The organism is Chryseobacterium aahli (assembly GCF_022699665.1).
In the GTDB taxonomy this organism is placed as follows: Bacteria; Bacteroidota; Bacteroidia; order Flavobacteriales; family Weeksellaceae; genus Chryseobacterium; species Chryseobacterium aahli.
Map to the genome: position 1 here is coordinate 326,101 of NZ_JALDNB010000002.1, position 14,263 is coordinate 340,363.

Annotated in this window: 12 protein-coding genes; 3 read left to right on the forward strand and 9 right to left on the reverse strand. The window is 34.9% G+C overall.

Annotated elements, in window-relative coordinates; translation table 11 throughout:
* Nucleotides 1-3 precede the first annotated feature (3 nt).
* Nucleotides 4-2,280, forward strand: a complete 2,277-nt coding sequence (locus tag MQX03_RS03840; protein ID WP_242801639.1) for a glycosyltransferase — start codon at nucleotides 4-6, stop codon at nucleotides 2,278-2,280.
* 179 nt (nucleotides 2,281-2,459) lie between these two features.
* Here MQX03_RS03840 and MQX03_RS03845 read toward each other — a convergent pair whose 3' ends face one another.
* The 6 genes from MQX03_RS03845 to pckA all read right to left on the reverse strand — a co-directional run bounded on the left by MQX03_RS03845 (nucleotide 2,460) and on the right by pckA (nucleotide 7,233).
* Nucleotides 2,460-3,185: a YoaK family protein gene (locus MQX03_RS03845; RefSeq protein WP_242801641.1), complete on the reverse strand. Its 726-nt coding sequence runs from the start codon at nucleotides 3,183-3,185 to the stop codon at nucleotides 2,460-2,462.
* Between the two features lie 210 nt (nucleotides 3,186-3,395).
* Nucleotides 3,396-3,992: a class I SAM-dependent methyltransferase gene (locus tag MQX03_RS03850; protein ID WP_242801642.1), complete on the reverse strand. Its 597-nt coding sequence runs from the start codon at nucleotides 3,990-3,992 to the stop codon at nucleotides 3,396-3,398.
* On the reverse strand, nucleotides 3,989-4,360 hold the full coding sequence (locus tag MQX03_RS03855) for a glycine cleavage system protein H (protein ID WP_242801644.1): 372 nt from the start codon (nucleotides 4,358-4,360) through the stop codon (nucleotides 3,989-3,991). The genes MQX03_RS03850 and MQX03_RS03855 overlap by 4 nt, the downstream gene beginning before the upstream one ends.
* A 101-nt stretch (nucleotides 4,361-4,461) precedes the next feature.
* Nucleotides 4,462-5,250: an aminomethyltransferase family protein gene (locus MQX03_RS03860; RefSeq protein WP_242801646.1), complete on the reverse strand. Its 789-nt coding sequence runs from the start codon at nucleotides 5,248-5,250 to the stop codon at nucleotides 4,462-4,464.
* A complete protein-coding gene (gene gcvH, locus MQX03_RS03865; RefSeq protein WP_242801647.1) occupies nucleotides 5,205-5,585 on the reverse strand; it encodes a glycine cleavage system protein GcvH in 381 nt (126 codons plus the stop codon). The genes MQX03_RS03860 and gcvH overlap by 46 nt, the downstream gene beginning before the upstream one ends.
* Before the next feature lie 40 nt (nucleotides 5,586-5,625).
* Complete coding sequence (gene pckA / locus MQX03_RS03870) at nucleotides 5,626-7,233, reverse strand: phosphoenolpyruvate carboxykinase (ATP) (protein WP_242801649.1); 1,608 nt, start codon at nucleotides 7,231-7,233, stop codon at nucleotides 5,626-5,628.
* Nucleotides 7,234-7,363: 130 nt separating this feature from the next.
* On the opposite strand from pckA, the gene MQX03_RS03875 reads away from it, so the two are divergent.
* Nucleotides 7,364-8,050: a Crp/Fnr family transcriptional regulator gene (locus MQX03_RS03875; RefSeq protein WP_242801650.1), complete on the forward strand. Its 687-nt coding sequence runs from the start codon at nucleotides 7,364-7,366 to the stop codon at nucleotides 8,048-8,050.
* A gap of 251 nt (nucleotides 8,051-8,301) precedes the next feature.
* Nucleotides 8,302-8,706 carry a hypothetical protein gene (locus MQX03_RS03880; RefSeq protein WP_242801652.1) on the forward strand — a complete coding sequence of 135 codons (405 nt, stop codon included), beginning with the start codon at nucleotides 8,302-8,304 and terminating at the stop codon, nucleotides 8,704-8,706.
* Between the two features lie 397 nt (nucleotides 8,707-9,103).
* On the opposite strand, the gene MQX03_RS03885 is transcribed toward MQX03_RS03880, so the two are convergent.
* The 3 genes from MQX03_RS03885 to MQX03_RS03895 form a co-directional block, all read right to left on the reverse strand.
* On the reverse strand, nucleotides 9,104-9,622 hold the full coding sequence (locus tag MQX03_RS03885) for a DUF2911 domain-containing protein (RefSeq protein WP_242801654.1): 519 nt from the start codon (nucleotides 9,620-9,622) through the stop codon (nucleotides 9,104-9,106).
* Nucleotides 9,623-9,654: 32 nt separating this feature from the next.
* Nucleotides 9,655-11,346, reverse strand: coding sequence for a sodium:solute symporter (locus MQX03_RS03890; RefSeq protein WP_242801656.1), 1,692 nt, complete (start codon nucleotides 11,344-11,346; stop codon nucleotides 9,655-9,657).
* 100 nt (nucleotides 11,347-11,446) lie between these two features.
* Nucleotides 11,447-13,951, reverse strand: coding sequence for a PIG-L family deacetylase (locus tag MQX03_RS03895; protein WP_242801658.1), 2,505 nt, complete (start codon nucleotides 13,949-13,951; stop codon nucleotides 11,447-11,449).
* Between the last annotated feature and the right edge of the window lie 312 nt (nucleotides 13,952-14,263).

Sequence of the window (14,263 nt, forward strand, 5' to 3'; positions counted from 1 at the left end):
AGAATGGAAAACATGAATACAGACAATGTAATTAGAAGGACAAAAAAAACAATGCCTAAGGTTATTAATTCGATAGTTCATCCTGAACCATATCTACCCGAAATTGTCTTTATCACCTCATTCCCGCCGAAGGTTTGTGGTATTGCTACTTACTCTCAGGATCTTATCAAAAGCTTAAATACGAAATTTGGAGATTCATTCAATACTATCATATGCCCTATCGAAACTGAAGACGAGCACTATGATTATATTGAAAAAACTTCTTATCGTCTCAACACTTCAGATTTTAACTCATTTGTGCAATTAGCAAATCAAATTAATCAAAATAACAGAATTGATTTGGTGGTACTACAGCACGAATTTGGATTTTTCTCTACCATAAAAAATGGATTATCACAATTTTTTAAATTGTTGGAAAAAGATATTATCATTACGTTTCATACTGTTCTACCAAGTCCTGATTTGCAATTGAAAAAACAAGTACAGGAAATTGCACATTACTGCCAATCTATCATTGTAATGACAGAAATTTCTGCTGTAATCTTGTCAAAAGAATATGGAATTCTGTTAGAAAAAATAAATATTATTGCTCATGGAACACATCTTCTCCCTCTTACGGATAAAATTGCATTAAAAGATAAATATGATCTGAATGGAAAAAAAATACTGTCAACATTTGGGTTATTAGGTTCTGGAAAAAATATCGAAACGACCTTGCAAGCATTACCGGAAATCATAGTTGATCATCCTGATGTTTTATTTTTAGTAATCGGAAAAACACATCCGGGAATCGTAAAAAATGATGGCGAAGAATACCGTCAATTTCTTGAAAAAACGGTACAGGATCTTCGTTTGGAAAATCACGTCAGATTTGTTAATGAATATTTACCTCTAGATGAGTTACTTGAATATCTGCAATTAACAGATATTTATCTTTTCACCTCAAAAGACAGAAATCAAGCTGTAAGCGGTACATTTTCTTATGCAATCAGCTGCGGATGTCCTATCATTTCCACGCCGATTCCACACGCCGTGGAAGTTTTGAAAAAAGAAACAGGAATTATTATTGATTTTGAATCGCCAATACAATTGGCAACTGAAGTCAATAAAGTTTTGAAAAATGAACAAATACAAGAGCTACTCAAAACTAATGCACTGGAAAAAATGGCTTCTACCGCTTGGGAAAACTCATCCATATCTCACGCTCAACTTTTTGAAAAATTGGGTGCAAAAAAAATTCAATTGCAATACGCTGTACCTGAAATCAATTTACTTCATATTCAAAATATGACCACAGATTTTGGGATGATTCAGTTTTCTAAAATCAATAAACCTGATATTGACTCTGGATATACCTTAGATGACAATGCCCGTGCTTTAATTGCTATCTGTCAACATTTTGAACAAACCCGAGAGGAAGACGATGTAAAATTGATTGAGATTTATCTTGATTTTGTAGAATTCTGCCAACAGCCTGATGGTAGTTTTCTAAATTATGTAAACGAGGAAAAAGAGTTTACGCAACAGAATTATGAGACCAACTTAGAAGATTCCAATGGAAGAGCAATTTGGGCTTTAGGATATTTGATCTCAAAAAGAAATATTCTTAACAAACATCTTGTAGGAAAAGCGGAAATAATTATTCAGAAAAATCTTCCTTTTGTACAAGAAATATATTCAACCAGAGCAATGGCCTTCATCATAAAAGGTTTGTATTATCAGAACTCTGATAAGAATATAACTTTACTAGATCTATTAGCTGGTCGATTGGAAAGAATGTATCTTCATGAGGCTAAAGAAAACTGGCAATGGTTTGAAAGTTATCTCACCTATGGAAACAGCGTTTTACCGGAAGCCATGTTATGCGCATGGATGGCTACCAGAAAAAATAGTTATAAAAAAATTGCTCTGGAATCCTTTCAATTTCTTTTGTCACAGATATTCGTAAATAATGCTATAAAAGTAATCTCTAACAAAGGATGGCTTCAGAAACACGAAATAAAATTACATTCAAACGGCGGTGAACAACCGATTGATGTTGTTTATACCATTTTAACATTATCAAAATTTCAAGAATGTTTCGGAGATGAATCTTATTCCGAAATGATGCAGGATGCTTTCAACTGGTTTCTGGGAAAAAATCATTTGAATCGAATTATTTATAATCCCGCAACGGGCGGATGTTATGATGGATTGGAAGAAAAAAGTGTTAATTTGAACCAAGGGGCAGAGTCTACAGTCAGTTATTTAATGGCAAGACTTTGTTTAGCTAAAATTTAACAAAAATCTGAAATTACTGTCAGTTCATACTCCAATAAAATATTTCAACCTTGAATCTTAAACATTAATTATACGGTATCAATATCATTGAATTAGTGTTTAATTTTATGGTTAACAAACAAGAAAATTCAGTAATTTTTAAATGACTAAAGTAAATAAATGAGATATGACTCAAGAGTCTATCTCAATTTTCTTTTTAAAAAATAGTATCGATATAATATCTTATCATACCAAACCGTAAAAAGTAGAACTCCCGATGCAAATAGAAGTACTTTTATATAAAAGATTTGATAGAGCCATCCTCCTATCACACATCCACAAAAAAAAAATAGTATGATGGCAAGTTTCAAAAATATATTTTTTTTAAGCTGATTATATTTCAGTTCTTCTTTAGAGAAAAATATTTGAGAAAGCTCTATTCCTAAATCCGTAAATAACCCTGTAAGATGTGTTGTCCTTACCACAGACTGCGAAACTCTGGTTACTAAAGAGTTTTGGATTCCCATTGCAAAAAGGAGTATGAATGCAATGATATTTGGTGTCAGCTTAAGGTTTACTTCCTTGAAACCAGAAAGACCAATCAAAGAAATAAGCAAAATTTCGATTAATAGGGGAATTAGATGCGGACGAATCTTCTTACGTTCTGATAAAAATTCAATAATAAAACTAGACGTAAAAGATCCCATGAGAAAACAGAGAATGAAAAGCAGATAAACAAAAGCTGTTCGATATTTATTTAATAGAATTTCCTCAGAAAAAAAAGCAAAATGCCCAGTTATATTAGTTGTAAGAACTTTTACTGACAGCACTCCTGTAATATTAACAATGCCTGCAACAAAAGAAAGAGCTGAGGCGAGTTTAAGATTGTGAAAATAAGTTCTGCTTTTACCTCTGTGATGAAACATCCTTTTTATGTTTAAGAAAATAGTCAGTAGTTATTAAATTTGTAATCCAATCTTTAAAGAAATATTTCAAGAAATCAAAGATTTAAGTCCAATTGCAAAAGGTTTTAAAAAAAAAATTAGCAATTTAAAAAACTATGTGGCTTTTCCGTCCTTTCTATAATATCCCATAGTTAATCTTATTAAATACAAGGAGACTTCTTTAAAAGCTTTCTAGACCACCTTTTTCCAAAAATTCAGCAATCCATTGCAAGCAGTATTATCTAAATCGAAACTTTTCGGAATCTCGTCCCATTTACTCCAATACGTTACCAAACGTGTTCCTATAGGTGTTTTATCAAGTTGATTTCTGACATAATCTGAGTACTCATCATATAATTCTCTGTCCTTTTGTACCTCGTCATCAATTGAGCACGTATGATCAATATTTTCGTAAAATGAATTAAAAAAATAGAATGCATCATAATCCGAAAAGGAAATTTCCTTGATATTAGAATGTATAAAGTTCACATTGTTAATATTATATTTGCCAGCAATCTTTTTTGATATTTTTATAAGAGATTGTCTCTGCTCAACCCCGCAAAATTTACCTGATGTTGAAGCAGCTCCTACCAAACAAAATTTACCGGCCCCAGCACCGATATCCAACACTCTACTATCTGAGGTTTCTGCTAAATAATGAGCTGCCATCTTTGCAACGGCAACAGGTGTCCAATGACGCTCTGCCAATTCTTTTATACGAGGAGGATAGAGCGAATTGAACTCGCTGTCTTTGACATCAATATTTAATTTTATATGTTTAAAAATCATCGTATTAATTTTAAATATTCTTCTTGGGTTAAAAATTCTTGTGTAGATATATTAGCTGAAATACTCAAAACCCAAGAATCATATGGATCTAAATTAATCTGCGAAGGATGAGTATTTAAAACAGTATTCATTGTTGTGATTTCGCATTCACAAGGTGCAATTAGAGAAAATGTTGCATTAGTTCCATAAATCACGCCCCATAAAGCTGATTTCGCCAATCTGTTTTTTTCTACATTCAATTCTATCAAGTCAATTTTTCCTGTTTCTTTTTGAGCAAAGTCAGTGATGCCAATACAAAAATCACACAATCCAATTTTCCTTAACCAAAGATGGTTTTTAGTATAGTAAAGATTCTTAGGAATAATCATATTTGATTTGGTTTAGTTTGCTTTGGTTTATAACACCACATAGTGTATTTCTGATCTTATGCGAATTTGAGTCTGTTGCTAATAAAAGGCATCATCAGTAATTATTTCCATAAAGAAAAAAATCCCATTTCCAAACGAAGTGTATCACTTGCCGCTAAACCGACAGGAACAATATTGTCATCCTGTCCTGCTTTTAAAATGGCATCCCATACATGTTCAGCATATTTATTTTCTACAAATATTTCAAACCCTCTTGCTCCTGTATATCCAGATGATGAGATCATCACTTTGGAAATACAAGCTAATTCACCGATATTGAATTTTGTACAATCAATGTCTTTCAAATTGATATCTGTCAGTTTTTGAAGAGTTTGCAAAGCTTTGGGGCCTTGTACAATTATTAGAGTTATACTATCCGTAATATTTGTTATTTCTGCATTAAAAATATGACGTGCAAGAATCCAATCTATAACTTTCCGGATTTTTGAAGCGTTAACCACCAATAGATATTCATTTTCAACAATAATATAAACCATCAGATCATCGATAATACCTTTGCTATCGGGCATACAACTATAATGTAGTGTTCCGTCAGTAAATTGTGTGGTCTTATTTAAAGTAATCATTTGAACTAAGTCAAAAGTATTTTTTCCACTAATTAAAATCTTACCCATATGTGAGGCATCCAAAATAACAACACCTTTTTTTGTGGCCTCATGTTCCTGCTGTATTTCTGTATATTGAAGAGGCATTCCATAACCGGCAAATTCCGTCTTTTTTCCACCGAGAATGTGATGTTTTGTATAAGTGCCGTTTTCTTTATTTTCACCATCTTCAGACTCTCTTATAAATTGATTAAAACTGAATATGAGCTTGATCGCAATAACCACTCTACATCGAAAAGATTATTCATTTTTATTTTAGCAATCCAACCTTCTCCATAAGGGTCAGAATTTATCAGATGAGGATTGGAAACTAATTTTGGATTGATTTCAATAATTTCTCCCGCAATAGGCATTATAAAATCATAAACAGTTTTCACAGCTTCAATAGTACCAAATATTTCATTTTGTTTTAATTTTTTTCCTAAAGTTTTGATTTTAACATAGATAATGCCGCCTAACTCTTTCTGGGCAAAATCGGTGATTCCCACATATGCGGTATTGCCTTCTATTCTAATCCATACATGATCCTCTGTGTATAAAATGTTTTCATGAATTTTCATATCAATACTATTTCTAACCATATCAATCTTAGCTTAAATTTTAATTACTTTTCATGGGATTTACATCAAGAACAGGTGCCCCCTGCATGATTTGTTCGTTCGCAAACGATTCAAACGATTTAAAGTTCAATCTGAATTGCGCTGCGAGGTTTAAGGCTGTTTCATCATATGCAGATTTATCATCCCATGTATTTTTGGGATTTAGGATTTCAGAAGGTACTCCGTCACATTCTATGGGTATCTTTAATCCAAATACAGCATCACGCACAAAATCTATATCCTCCAACTTTTTTTCTAATACTGCCGCAATCATGGCTCTGGTGTAAGAAAGTTTAATACGCTCTCCGGTTCCATATGATCCTCCAGACCATCCTGTATTAATCAACCAGACTTTCACCTTATTTTCTATCAATTTTTTTCCTAACAATTCCGCATAAGTTGTTGGAGGCAATGGTAGAAAGGGTTTTCCAAAACATGCCGAAAATGTGGTCTGGGGTTCTGTAATTCCTGCTTCTGTTCCTGCTACTTTTGCAGTATATCCCGAAATAAAATGGTACATCGCTTGTCCAACAGTTAATTTTGAGATGGGAGGAAGTACACCGAAAGCATCACAGGTCAAGAAGAAAATATTTTCCGGTACTCCACCAACTGATGGATGTACTGCATTATCGATAAAATCAATAGGATAAGCCGCTCTAGTATTTTCAGTAACGGAAATATTGTCATAATCAACGATATCTGTTCCGTCAACAAAACGTACATTTTCAAGCAAAGTTCCAAAGCGGATAGCAGAAAAAATCTGGGGTTCCTTCTCTTCGCTCAGATTCACACATTTCGCATAACAGCCGCCTTCAAAATTAAAGACATTCTGATTGTCCCATCCATGTTCATCATCGCCAATTAATTTTCTGGACGGATCTGCTGAAAGGGTAGTTTTACCTGTTCCTGAAAGCCCAAAAAACACAGCTGTATCTCCTTGTAAACCAATATTAGCCGAACAATGCATCGAAAGCACATTTTTCTTATGAGGAAGTATGTAATTTAAAACCGTAAAAATTCCCTTTTTGATCTCTCCGGTGTAGGCACTTCCACCAATAAGAATGATCTTTTTTGAAAAATTAATAACAGTAAAATTATGCTGACGTGTCTTATCTACTTCCGGAACAGCTCTAAACTCAGGAGCGACTAATATGAGCCACTCGTGCTGAAAGGTCTCTAATTGTTTGTCAGTAGGTCTTAAAAATAGATTGTTAACGAATAGGCTCTGCCATGGTTTTTCAGTAATTACCCGGATATTTAATTGATATTCAGCCTTTGCGCAGGCATAGGCATCTTTCACATAAATATCTCTTGCAGAAAGATGGGCAGCAACACTGCTGTACAATCTGTCAAAATCTTCAGAAAGAAACGGATGGTTAACTTCTCCCCACCAAATGGAATCTTTGGTGTTCTCATCCTTTACAATATATTTATCCTTAGGTGATCGTCCTGTAAATTCACCAGTGTCACAAGCTAATGCTCCGCAGTGAGTGATGACCCCCTGACTTTTCTTTAGCGTCTGTGATATTAGTTGAGACTGCGATAAATTCCAATAGACTTCCTTTGTATTGTTAATTCCTATATCTTTTAACTGTTCTAAATATTCCATATCAAAATCAATTTATTATAACTGTAAAATTAGGTTGTTTAATGTCAGAATAGAATGACCTACATCTCGATGAAATTTGATTTAAATCAAAATTGCGATTAATTAAAATAAGTTAGATTTGTACTAGATTATGATCTCAAAATTCATTTTTAACAACCAATATCTCTTTGAAGAACTTCCGGAGGGTGATAAAGAAACGTTTACTCGAGTAATGCATCATAAAAATTACCGAAAAGGCGAAGCAATATTTACCGATGGTACAATGCCCAATGGCGTTTTTTATTTAAAATCAGGTAAAGTTAAAAAGTATAAAGTTGATAATGACGGAAGAGAGCAGATTATTTATATCTACAATGCGGGAGAATTTTTTGGATATTCAGCTATTTTAAGCGAAGAGTCTTATGGCGATACTACCCAAACTCTTGAAAACTCTGTGATTTCTTTTATTTCAAAGGATGATTTCCTTTCTTTACTTACTAAATCTGCCATATTTTCTAGGTTACTTTTAAAATGCCTAAGTCACGAGTTTAGTGTCATGGCAAATTTAATGACCGTTCTCTCTCAAAGAACTGTACGGGAACGTGTAGCCCTAAGTCTGCTTATTTTGTATGATAAGTACAAACTAAACAGCTCAGATGATGCTATTGTTTTTATTACATTGTCTCGTTCCGATTTAGCTAATATGGCAGGAACAGCAAGTGAAACGTTGGCACGTATACTTCATGGTTTTAAACAGGATAAACTAATTATGATGGAAGGTCGAAAAATACAATTATTAGATTTTAAACTGTTAACTCAAATAGCAAATCTCATGTAAATTAGGATAGTATTGAAGATACTAAAAAAATAGTGCAGTAATTTTTCCCTTACATATCCATACACCCTGGTTCCAAAAATTGCACTCGCCAAAGTGATGATCACCACTCACAACGAGGACTCATACATGCTCTTGCAATTGCCTAGCCAAAACCAAAAAATCAAACCACCATAGATTTATTTGCCCTTTGAATTTTTTAAGAGCTATTGAAATGCTTTCTCCATCAATGGTTTTTATCCTGAACTTTCCTAATGAAAACAGTAACGACTAAATACAATGAAATTCCTGCATCTTTAAAACAGGGATTTTCAGTGATGGACGGTGATATTAATGCTAAAGATTTGGTTATACGACCAGATAATGAATTTGATTTAGCAGTGACAGCCAACCTATTTATAAATGGATCAGTTTCAATTATTATTTTTTGTAACAACTTTCTAAATGAAGAAAATCCAAAATATAATAATGCCGTTTTTATTGTAGATGGTGAAAAATACATCTATAAAATGCAACCTGCTGAACAACATTATAATGATGCATTAAAAACATTAATGGTTTCTCAACAACCAGTTGATGAAAATATTTTTAAATTACTGAATCATATTGTAACTGCTAAAACTGAATTTTGCCTTTGCTGGCGGTCTCCCCTACTTTGAGTTTTTCGATCTGCCATTTTTGGATGGGTTTGCCTCTGAAGGTTTGTGGGTACTTCTGCTTTAAGGGTATTTTGAAGGGTTGTGCGTTGTAATTGGTATTGTAGGATTTTGATGTTTCTGTTGAATAAGAATTCTACATATCCTTTAATAACTGACAGGATCGAAATGTATTTTATTTATTTCTGAACCTCAATACTTATTTATATGCCTTTAAAGACAAGAAATAAATCTTTTGACATTGAGCAAGTAATGACATTTTAAATGAGCTTGTTGTAAAGCTTTTGCAAAACAAGACAGACAATATTACTGTAATTTAAAATAGTAATCTTTGATACATTATCAAAATTTTAAACAAAAAATCCCGAATGAACGGGATTTTAATTTTTCATATTTACATTTATTTTATCTCTACAGGAACTGATATTTTATCCCAATTCATTGTGAATCCATTATTGTTTACTTTATACACTAAAGTTTCCTGTGTTGCTGGTAAAGCTTTTGTTTTTACATCAACACGTAAAGCATCTTTAGCTTCTTCGTATTTATAAGCACCCCATTGTTTTGCCTCCTGGTTAAAAATCGCAGTCCAGGTTCCGGACTCTTTAGGGATTAAGAAAAAGCTGTATTTACCTGCAGGAAGTTTTTTACCCTGAACGGTAATGTCTTTGCTGGTTTCAAAAGTGGTAGCTTCATTGGCACCCGCACGCCAAACTTTATCATAAGCTTCTAGACCACCCCAAATTGTTCGACCTTTTACAGAAGGACTGCTGTAGGCAATTGTAATGGTTGCATCTTTAATTTTTCCTGTTGCAGTAGCTGCAGGACTTGCTGGTTTTTTAGTTTCCTGTGCAAAGGCATTCATGGAGATTGTCATAGTCGCAACAAGGACAACAGCAGATTTAATGATGGTTTTCATAATATTTTTGTTTGTATGTTTACTTTGTTTGTTTACGAATTTACGGCTTTCGGCTTATAAAACAATAACCCTATTGCTGAAAATAAAATGACTGCCGCAGCTCCAATTACATTAAGCCAAAGGAAAGAAACGATATCGAAGTTATAAACGGCAATAACCACAATTTCTGATAATATTGCAGAAATAAATACATTTGAACCGGTGATTTTTTTATAGTAAAATGCGACAAGAAAAATCCCCAATATCGGGCCGTAGAAAAGGGAGCCCAATACATTAACGGCTTCAATAAGAGAACCCATTTGAGTGGCAAACATTGCTACGCCGATTGAGAAGATCCCCCATGCTAAAGTGTGAAGGCGACTATACTTCAATTCGGTTGCATCATCAGGAATTTCTTTTTTAAATATCAAATGAACATCTTTTAATGAGCAAGCCGCAAGGGAATTTAATGCTGCGGAAATTGAACCCCAGCTGGCCAGAAAAATGACGGCAAACAGTAAACCGATCATTCCTACAGGCAAGGTATTTTTTACGAAATACAGAAAAATATAATTGGTATCCGTTTTCTCCGCATTATAGTTTGATCTATTGATTGCTTCTTCTACCCTTCCGTGAAGTTCTTTCACTTCAGTTTGTGTGTCTTTAAAATCCTGAATTCTTTCTTTAAGTTGAGGGGATTGGGTCTCTTTCAATTGTAGAATTTCTTTCGATTCTGCATTAAATTTTGCCTGCAAATCCTGATGTTCTTTTTCAAAAACCGCAGCCTGTTCAGGTTGTGTTTCCTTTAAATGTTGATACGAGCGTTCGTTAAAGTAAATCGGAGCTGGTTTTAGAGAAAAGAAAGCGAAAAGCAAAGCACCGATCAGGAGAATAGCAAACTGCATCGGAATTTTAACCAATCCATTCAACAGCAAGCCCATTTTTGCATTGGTATTATCTTTCGCCGTAATGTACCTTCCGACTTGACTCTGGTCAGTCCCGAAGTAAGAAAGTGCCAGAAAAAAACCGCCAATCAGCCCGCTCCAGATATTGTATTTATCTTTCCAGTCGAATTCTGTAGTGATGACATTGAGCTTTCCGGATTTCCCCGCCAGATAAAGTGCATCCTTAAAACCAATTCCATTCGGCATATTCTGAATAAGCAGATACCCTGCAAAAGCCATTGTTCCCAGAATAATCAGAAACTGTAGTTTTTGGGTGTGAGCGATTGCTTTTGCACCACCAACATAGGTATAAATCATCAGAATTCCACCTGTTAAAACATTGGTTAAGTAAATATTCCAGTTTAAAACGCTTGACAAGATGATACTCGGAGCATAAATGCTGATTCCTGTCGACAAGCCTCTGGAAAAAAGAAAAAGCAGTGAAGTGAGTACCCTTGTTTTTTTATCAAAACGGTTTTCTAAGTATTCATAGGCCGTATAAACATTTAAGCGCTGAAAAATCGGGATGAAAGTGATACAGATAACAATCATCGCCAAAGGCAAACCAAAGTAATACTGAACGAAACGCATTCCGTCTGTATAAGCCTGACCGGGTGCTGAAAGAAAAGTAATGGCACTTGCCTGTGTGGCCATAATACCTATCAGCACAATGTACCAGGGCATTTTATTATCTGCTTTCAGGTAGGATTCGTTGCTTTTTTGGCCACGACCGATAAATACGCCGTAAACAACCACTGCAACAAGTGTAAAAATAAGAACGGTCCAATCTATATTGCTCATGCCCAGAATTTAGTAAACAAATAATAAAATGTGATTTGTACTACCAATGCAATGGCTAATAGTATGTACCAGGTGTTCCAGTTTTTAAATTGATTACTCATTAGTTTTTCTGTGCAGATAAAAAGTTTAAAAATAAACGTGCCGCCCCAACATTTCCCACAGGCAGCTGTCTGAAAAATGCTAACGGTGTATAAATAAAATTACCCTTTCCATATTTCGCATATAAAGTTGAGCCCTGCAGAGGTTCTTCACCCGTATCGTGCATTTCAAAAAGCGGTTCATACGCCGCATCCCATTGAGCTGGGAAATAGGCGCCACGCTCCTGTACCCAATCTTTAAAATCGTCCGCAGTAATTTTGTTCGGGAAGTTCAGTAATTTGTGATTTGGATTTAAAAAGGTAACCGCAGCATTTTCTTCGGTCACCCGCTTATTGGCAATACTGAAATTGTACATTCCCAATTGGTCAACGGTTGTATCCTGGTTGGTGTTATACTGCATCACCAAATTACCCCCGGCTTTTACATAAGACCATAAAAAAGGCATCCAACGGCCCAGCTTTTTTTCTGTGTTGTTTGCACGAACACCCAAGACGATGGCATCATATTGCGACAGCTTGTTTTGACTAACATTTGCTCCGGATTCATTTAAGCTGCCATAAAAATCTTCGTCTTTCAAGACATCTACCTGAATACCTGCAATGCGTAGAAACTCAGGAATGAAATCGCCCGCACCTTCTATGTAACCCACTTTTTTAACCTTCGCCTGAATATCGCCTTTCATTACGGTTACCGTTGCAGGCACAAAATATTGTAAAGAGGGTAAATGCGGGTACTGAATTAATACCTGTTTTTTATTATAAGTGACTCCATTTGCAATATAATTGGCATCCAATTGCAAACGGGATGAGTTTATTGTGGCAAGCTTCGTTTTTGGAATAACGTAATCGATGGTAATATCTTTTCCATTGAGCGAACTTACATCAGCGCCGCCTAATCGTTCTCCGTTATACATAAGGTTTAGAGCACCTTTATTAAAATTTTTGTTAGAATTAACCTTAACATTTAAACTCAAATGTAAGTCTTCATTTTCTTTGGCTACATAAAGTGGTTGTGTAAATTTCATTTCCAATGCTGGAACAATGCGCAAGGCTTCAACCACATCACCACGCACCGGGTCTAATTTTTTGAAAGATAAAGGAAGTTTAACCTGAAACTTTTCTGAACCGATTTTTAAATCAAGCAAAACATTCAGTGGTGATTCTGCCTCAGGCAAACCGATTAAAGTATCATTTGGAACAAAGAAAGTTGCAGCATTCGTGGGAGGTTTTGCCAACCAGTAAGGTTCTGTAAGTGCTGCATCAGCAGGAATCTGAATTTCATTCTGAATAGTAATTAAAGAATCTTTTGATAGTTTTCTGTTGAAAATTTCTGATTGACTTAACCATTTTACATTTTCTAAAACGACAGGATTTTCAGCTCTTGAAATCAGATTTAACCTGAAATTGTAATGATCCCCGGCAACAGCTTCAGCCTGATTGGTAACTACCTCACCCATAAACCCCGCACAGCTTAAAATAATATTGTCAAGAGATTTAATTTTATCACTTTTTAGGTCTACATCTTTTAGAGCCATGACCTTTTTTCGCAAAACAATCAAAGCAGGCAAGCTCAAATCAGGTTTATTAAAATTGAAAGCGGAAATAATTTTATCCAATGATTGGTCAATATCAACGTTTCCTTGTGAAGTCCAGGTTTTAGTTACTCCATCAAAAAGTGTTGCTTTTGCAGGTTCGCCAAGAACGTGACTAAAATATTCAGTTCTGATGCCGGCTACAGACTGTGTTCCCGCACCCTGGCTTTTATGTAAACTTCTGCTTAATCCCGCCAATTCACCATAGCCCATTCCCAATTGTGCATCATATTGTCCAACCGTGACTTTCAGTTGATTTTCAGCTGTCGTATTGACCGCGCCAAATCGGAAAGTATTCCACAATACACGTTTTGGCTGCCATGTATTAACATATTTTAGTTGATTTGGGAAAGCATTTTTATCACCTGCCAGCTTAAAAGCTTTTTCTGCAACCACAGCCGAAGCTGCATGTTGTCCGTGGCCTGCCGCAGCAGTAGGAGGAAAACGACAAATAATCACATCAGGACGGAATTTACGGATTACCCAAACTACATCAGCTATAATGCTATTTTCATTCCATTGTTTAAAGGTATCGGTCGTATTTTTAGAAAACCCGAAATCTATCGCCCGGGTAAAAAACTGTTGGGCACCATCTAACTTTCTTGCCTCTAAAAGCTCATGTGTTCTTATTAAACCTAATGCAGCACCTTGCTCTGTGCCTAATAAATTCTGACCGCCATCACCTCTGGTTAAAGACAAATAGCCCGTTTCTACATTTTGGTCGTTGATTAACCAGGAGAGCAATCCTGTATTTTCATCATCGGGATGAGCTGCAAGGTATAAAACTTTAGGGAGGTGTTTAAGGGTTTTGAGTTCACGGTAAATTTCAGATGATTTTGAAGGTCGAACCTGCTGGGCCGAACAAAAAACCGTATAAAAGCCAAGAATAAATACAGTGATTACTTTTTTGAACATTTGAATTTGCTTTTCGAGGCAAATATAAGTAAATCGTTTTTCTTTCAACCTTAAAAGAAAAAAGCATCCTCTCCTTCTGTTGACTATATAAAGCTCAGTGCTTAAAACGTATGATTTATCATCAACTTAAATTATCCGATTTTCGGAATAGATATAGGGTGTGGAATATCAAAAAGTGAAGCAAGATTTATCATCGAAAACTCATTATTAAACAAAAACCGACGCTGAGCATTGTGATGTTTATCAATTGTACGAATAAATTATATTTCTGTTGCCATCGATTTTTCCGTAAGAGGATTGATTTTCTTTTCA

What these genes read in the sequence shown, in the direction of transcription:
- MQX03_RS03840 (WP_242801639.1), top strand. Translation starts at nt 4, where the DNA reads ATGGAAAACATGAATACAGACAATGTAATTAGAAGGACAAAAAAAACA.
- MQX03_RS03845 (WP_242801641.1), bottom strand. Translation starts at nt 3,185, where the DNA reads ATGTTTCATCACAGAGGTAAAAGCAGAACTTATTTTCACAATCTTAAA.
- MQX03_RS03850 (WP_242801642.1), bottom strand. Translation starts at nt 3,992, where the DNA reads ATGATTTTTAAACATATAAAATTAAATATTGATGTCAAAGACAGCGAG.
- MQX03_RS03855 (WP_242801644.1), bottom strand. Translation starts at nt 4,360, where the DNA reads ATGATTATTCCTAAGAATCTTTACTATACTAAAAACCATCTTTGGTTA.
- gcvH (WP_242801647.1), bottom strand. Translation starts at nt 5,585, where the DNA reads ATGAAAATTCATGAAAACATTTTATACACAGAGGATCATGTATGGATT.
- pckA (WP_242801649.1), bottom strand. Translation starts at nt 7,233, where the DNA reads ATGGAATATTTAGAACAGTTAAAAGATATAGGAATTAACAATACAAAG.
- MQX03_RS03875 (WP_242801650.1), top strand. Translation starts at nt 7,364, where the DNA reads ATGATCTCAAAATTCATTTTTAACAACCAATATCTCTTTGAAGAACTT.
- MQX03_RS03880 (WP_242801652.1), top strand. Translation starts at nt 8,302, where the DNA reads ATGAAAACAGTAACGACTAAATACAATGAAATTCCTGCATCTTTAAAA.
- MQX03_RS03885 (WP_242801654.1), bottom strand. Translation starts at nt 9,622, where the DNA reads ATGAAAACCATCATTAAATCTGCTGTTGTCCTTGTTGCGACTATGACA.
- MQX03_RS03890 (WP_242801656.1), bottom strand. Translation starts at nt 11,346, where the DNA reads ATGAGCAATATAGATTGGACCGTTCTTATTTTTACACTTGTTGCAGTG.
- MQX03_RS03895 (WP_242801658.1), bottom strand. Translation starts at nt 13,951, where the DNA reads ATGTTCAAAAAAGTAATCACTGTATTTATTCTTGGCTTTTATACGGTT.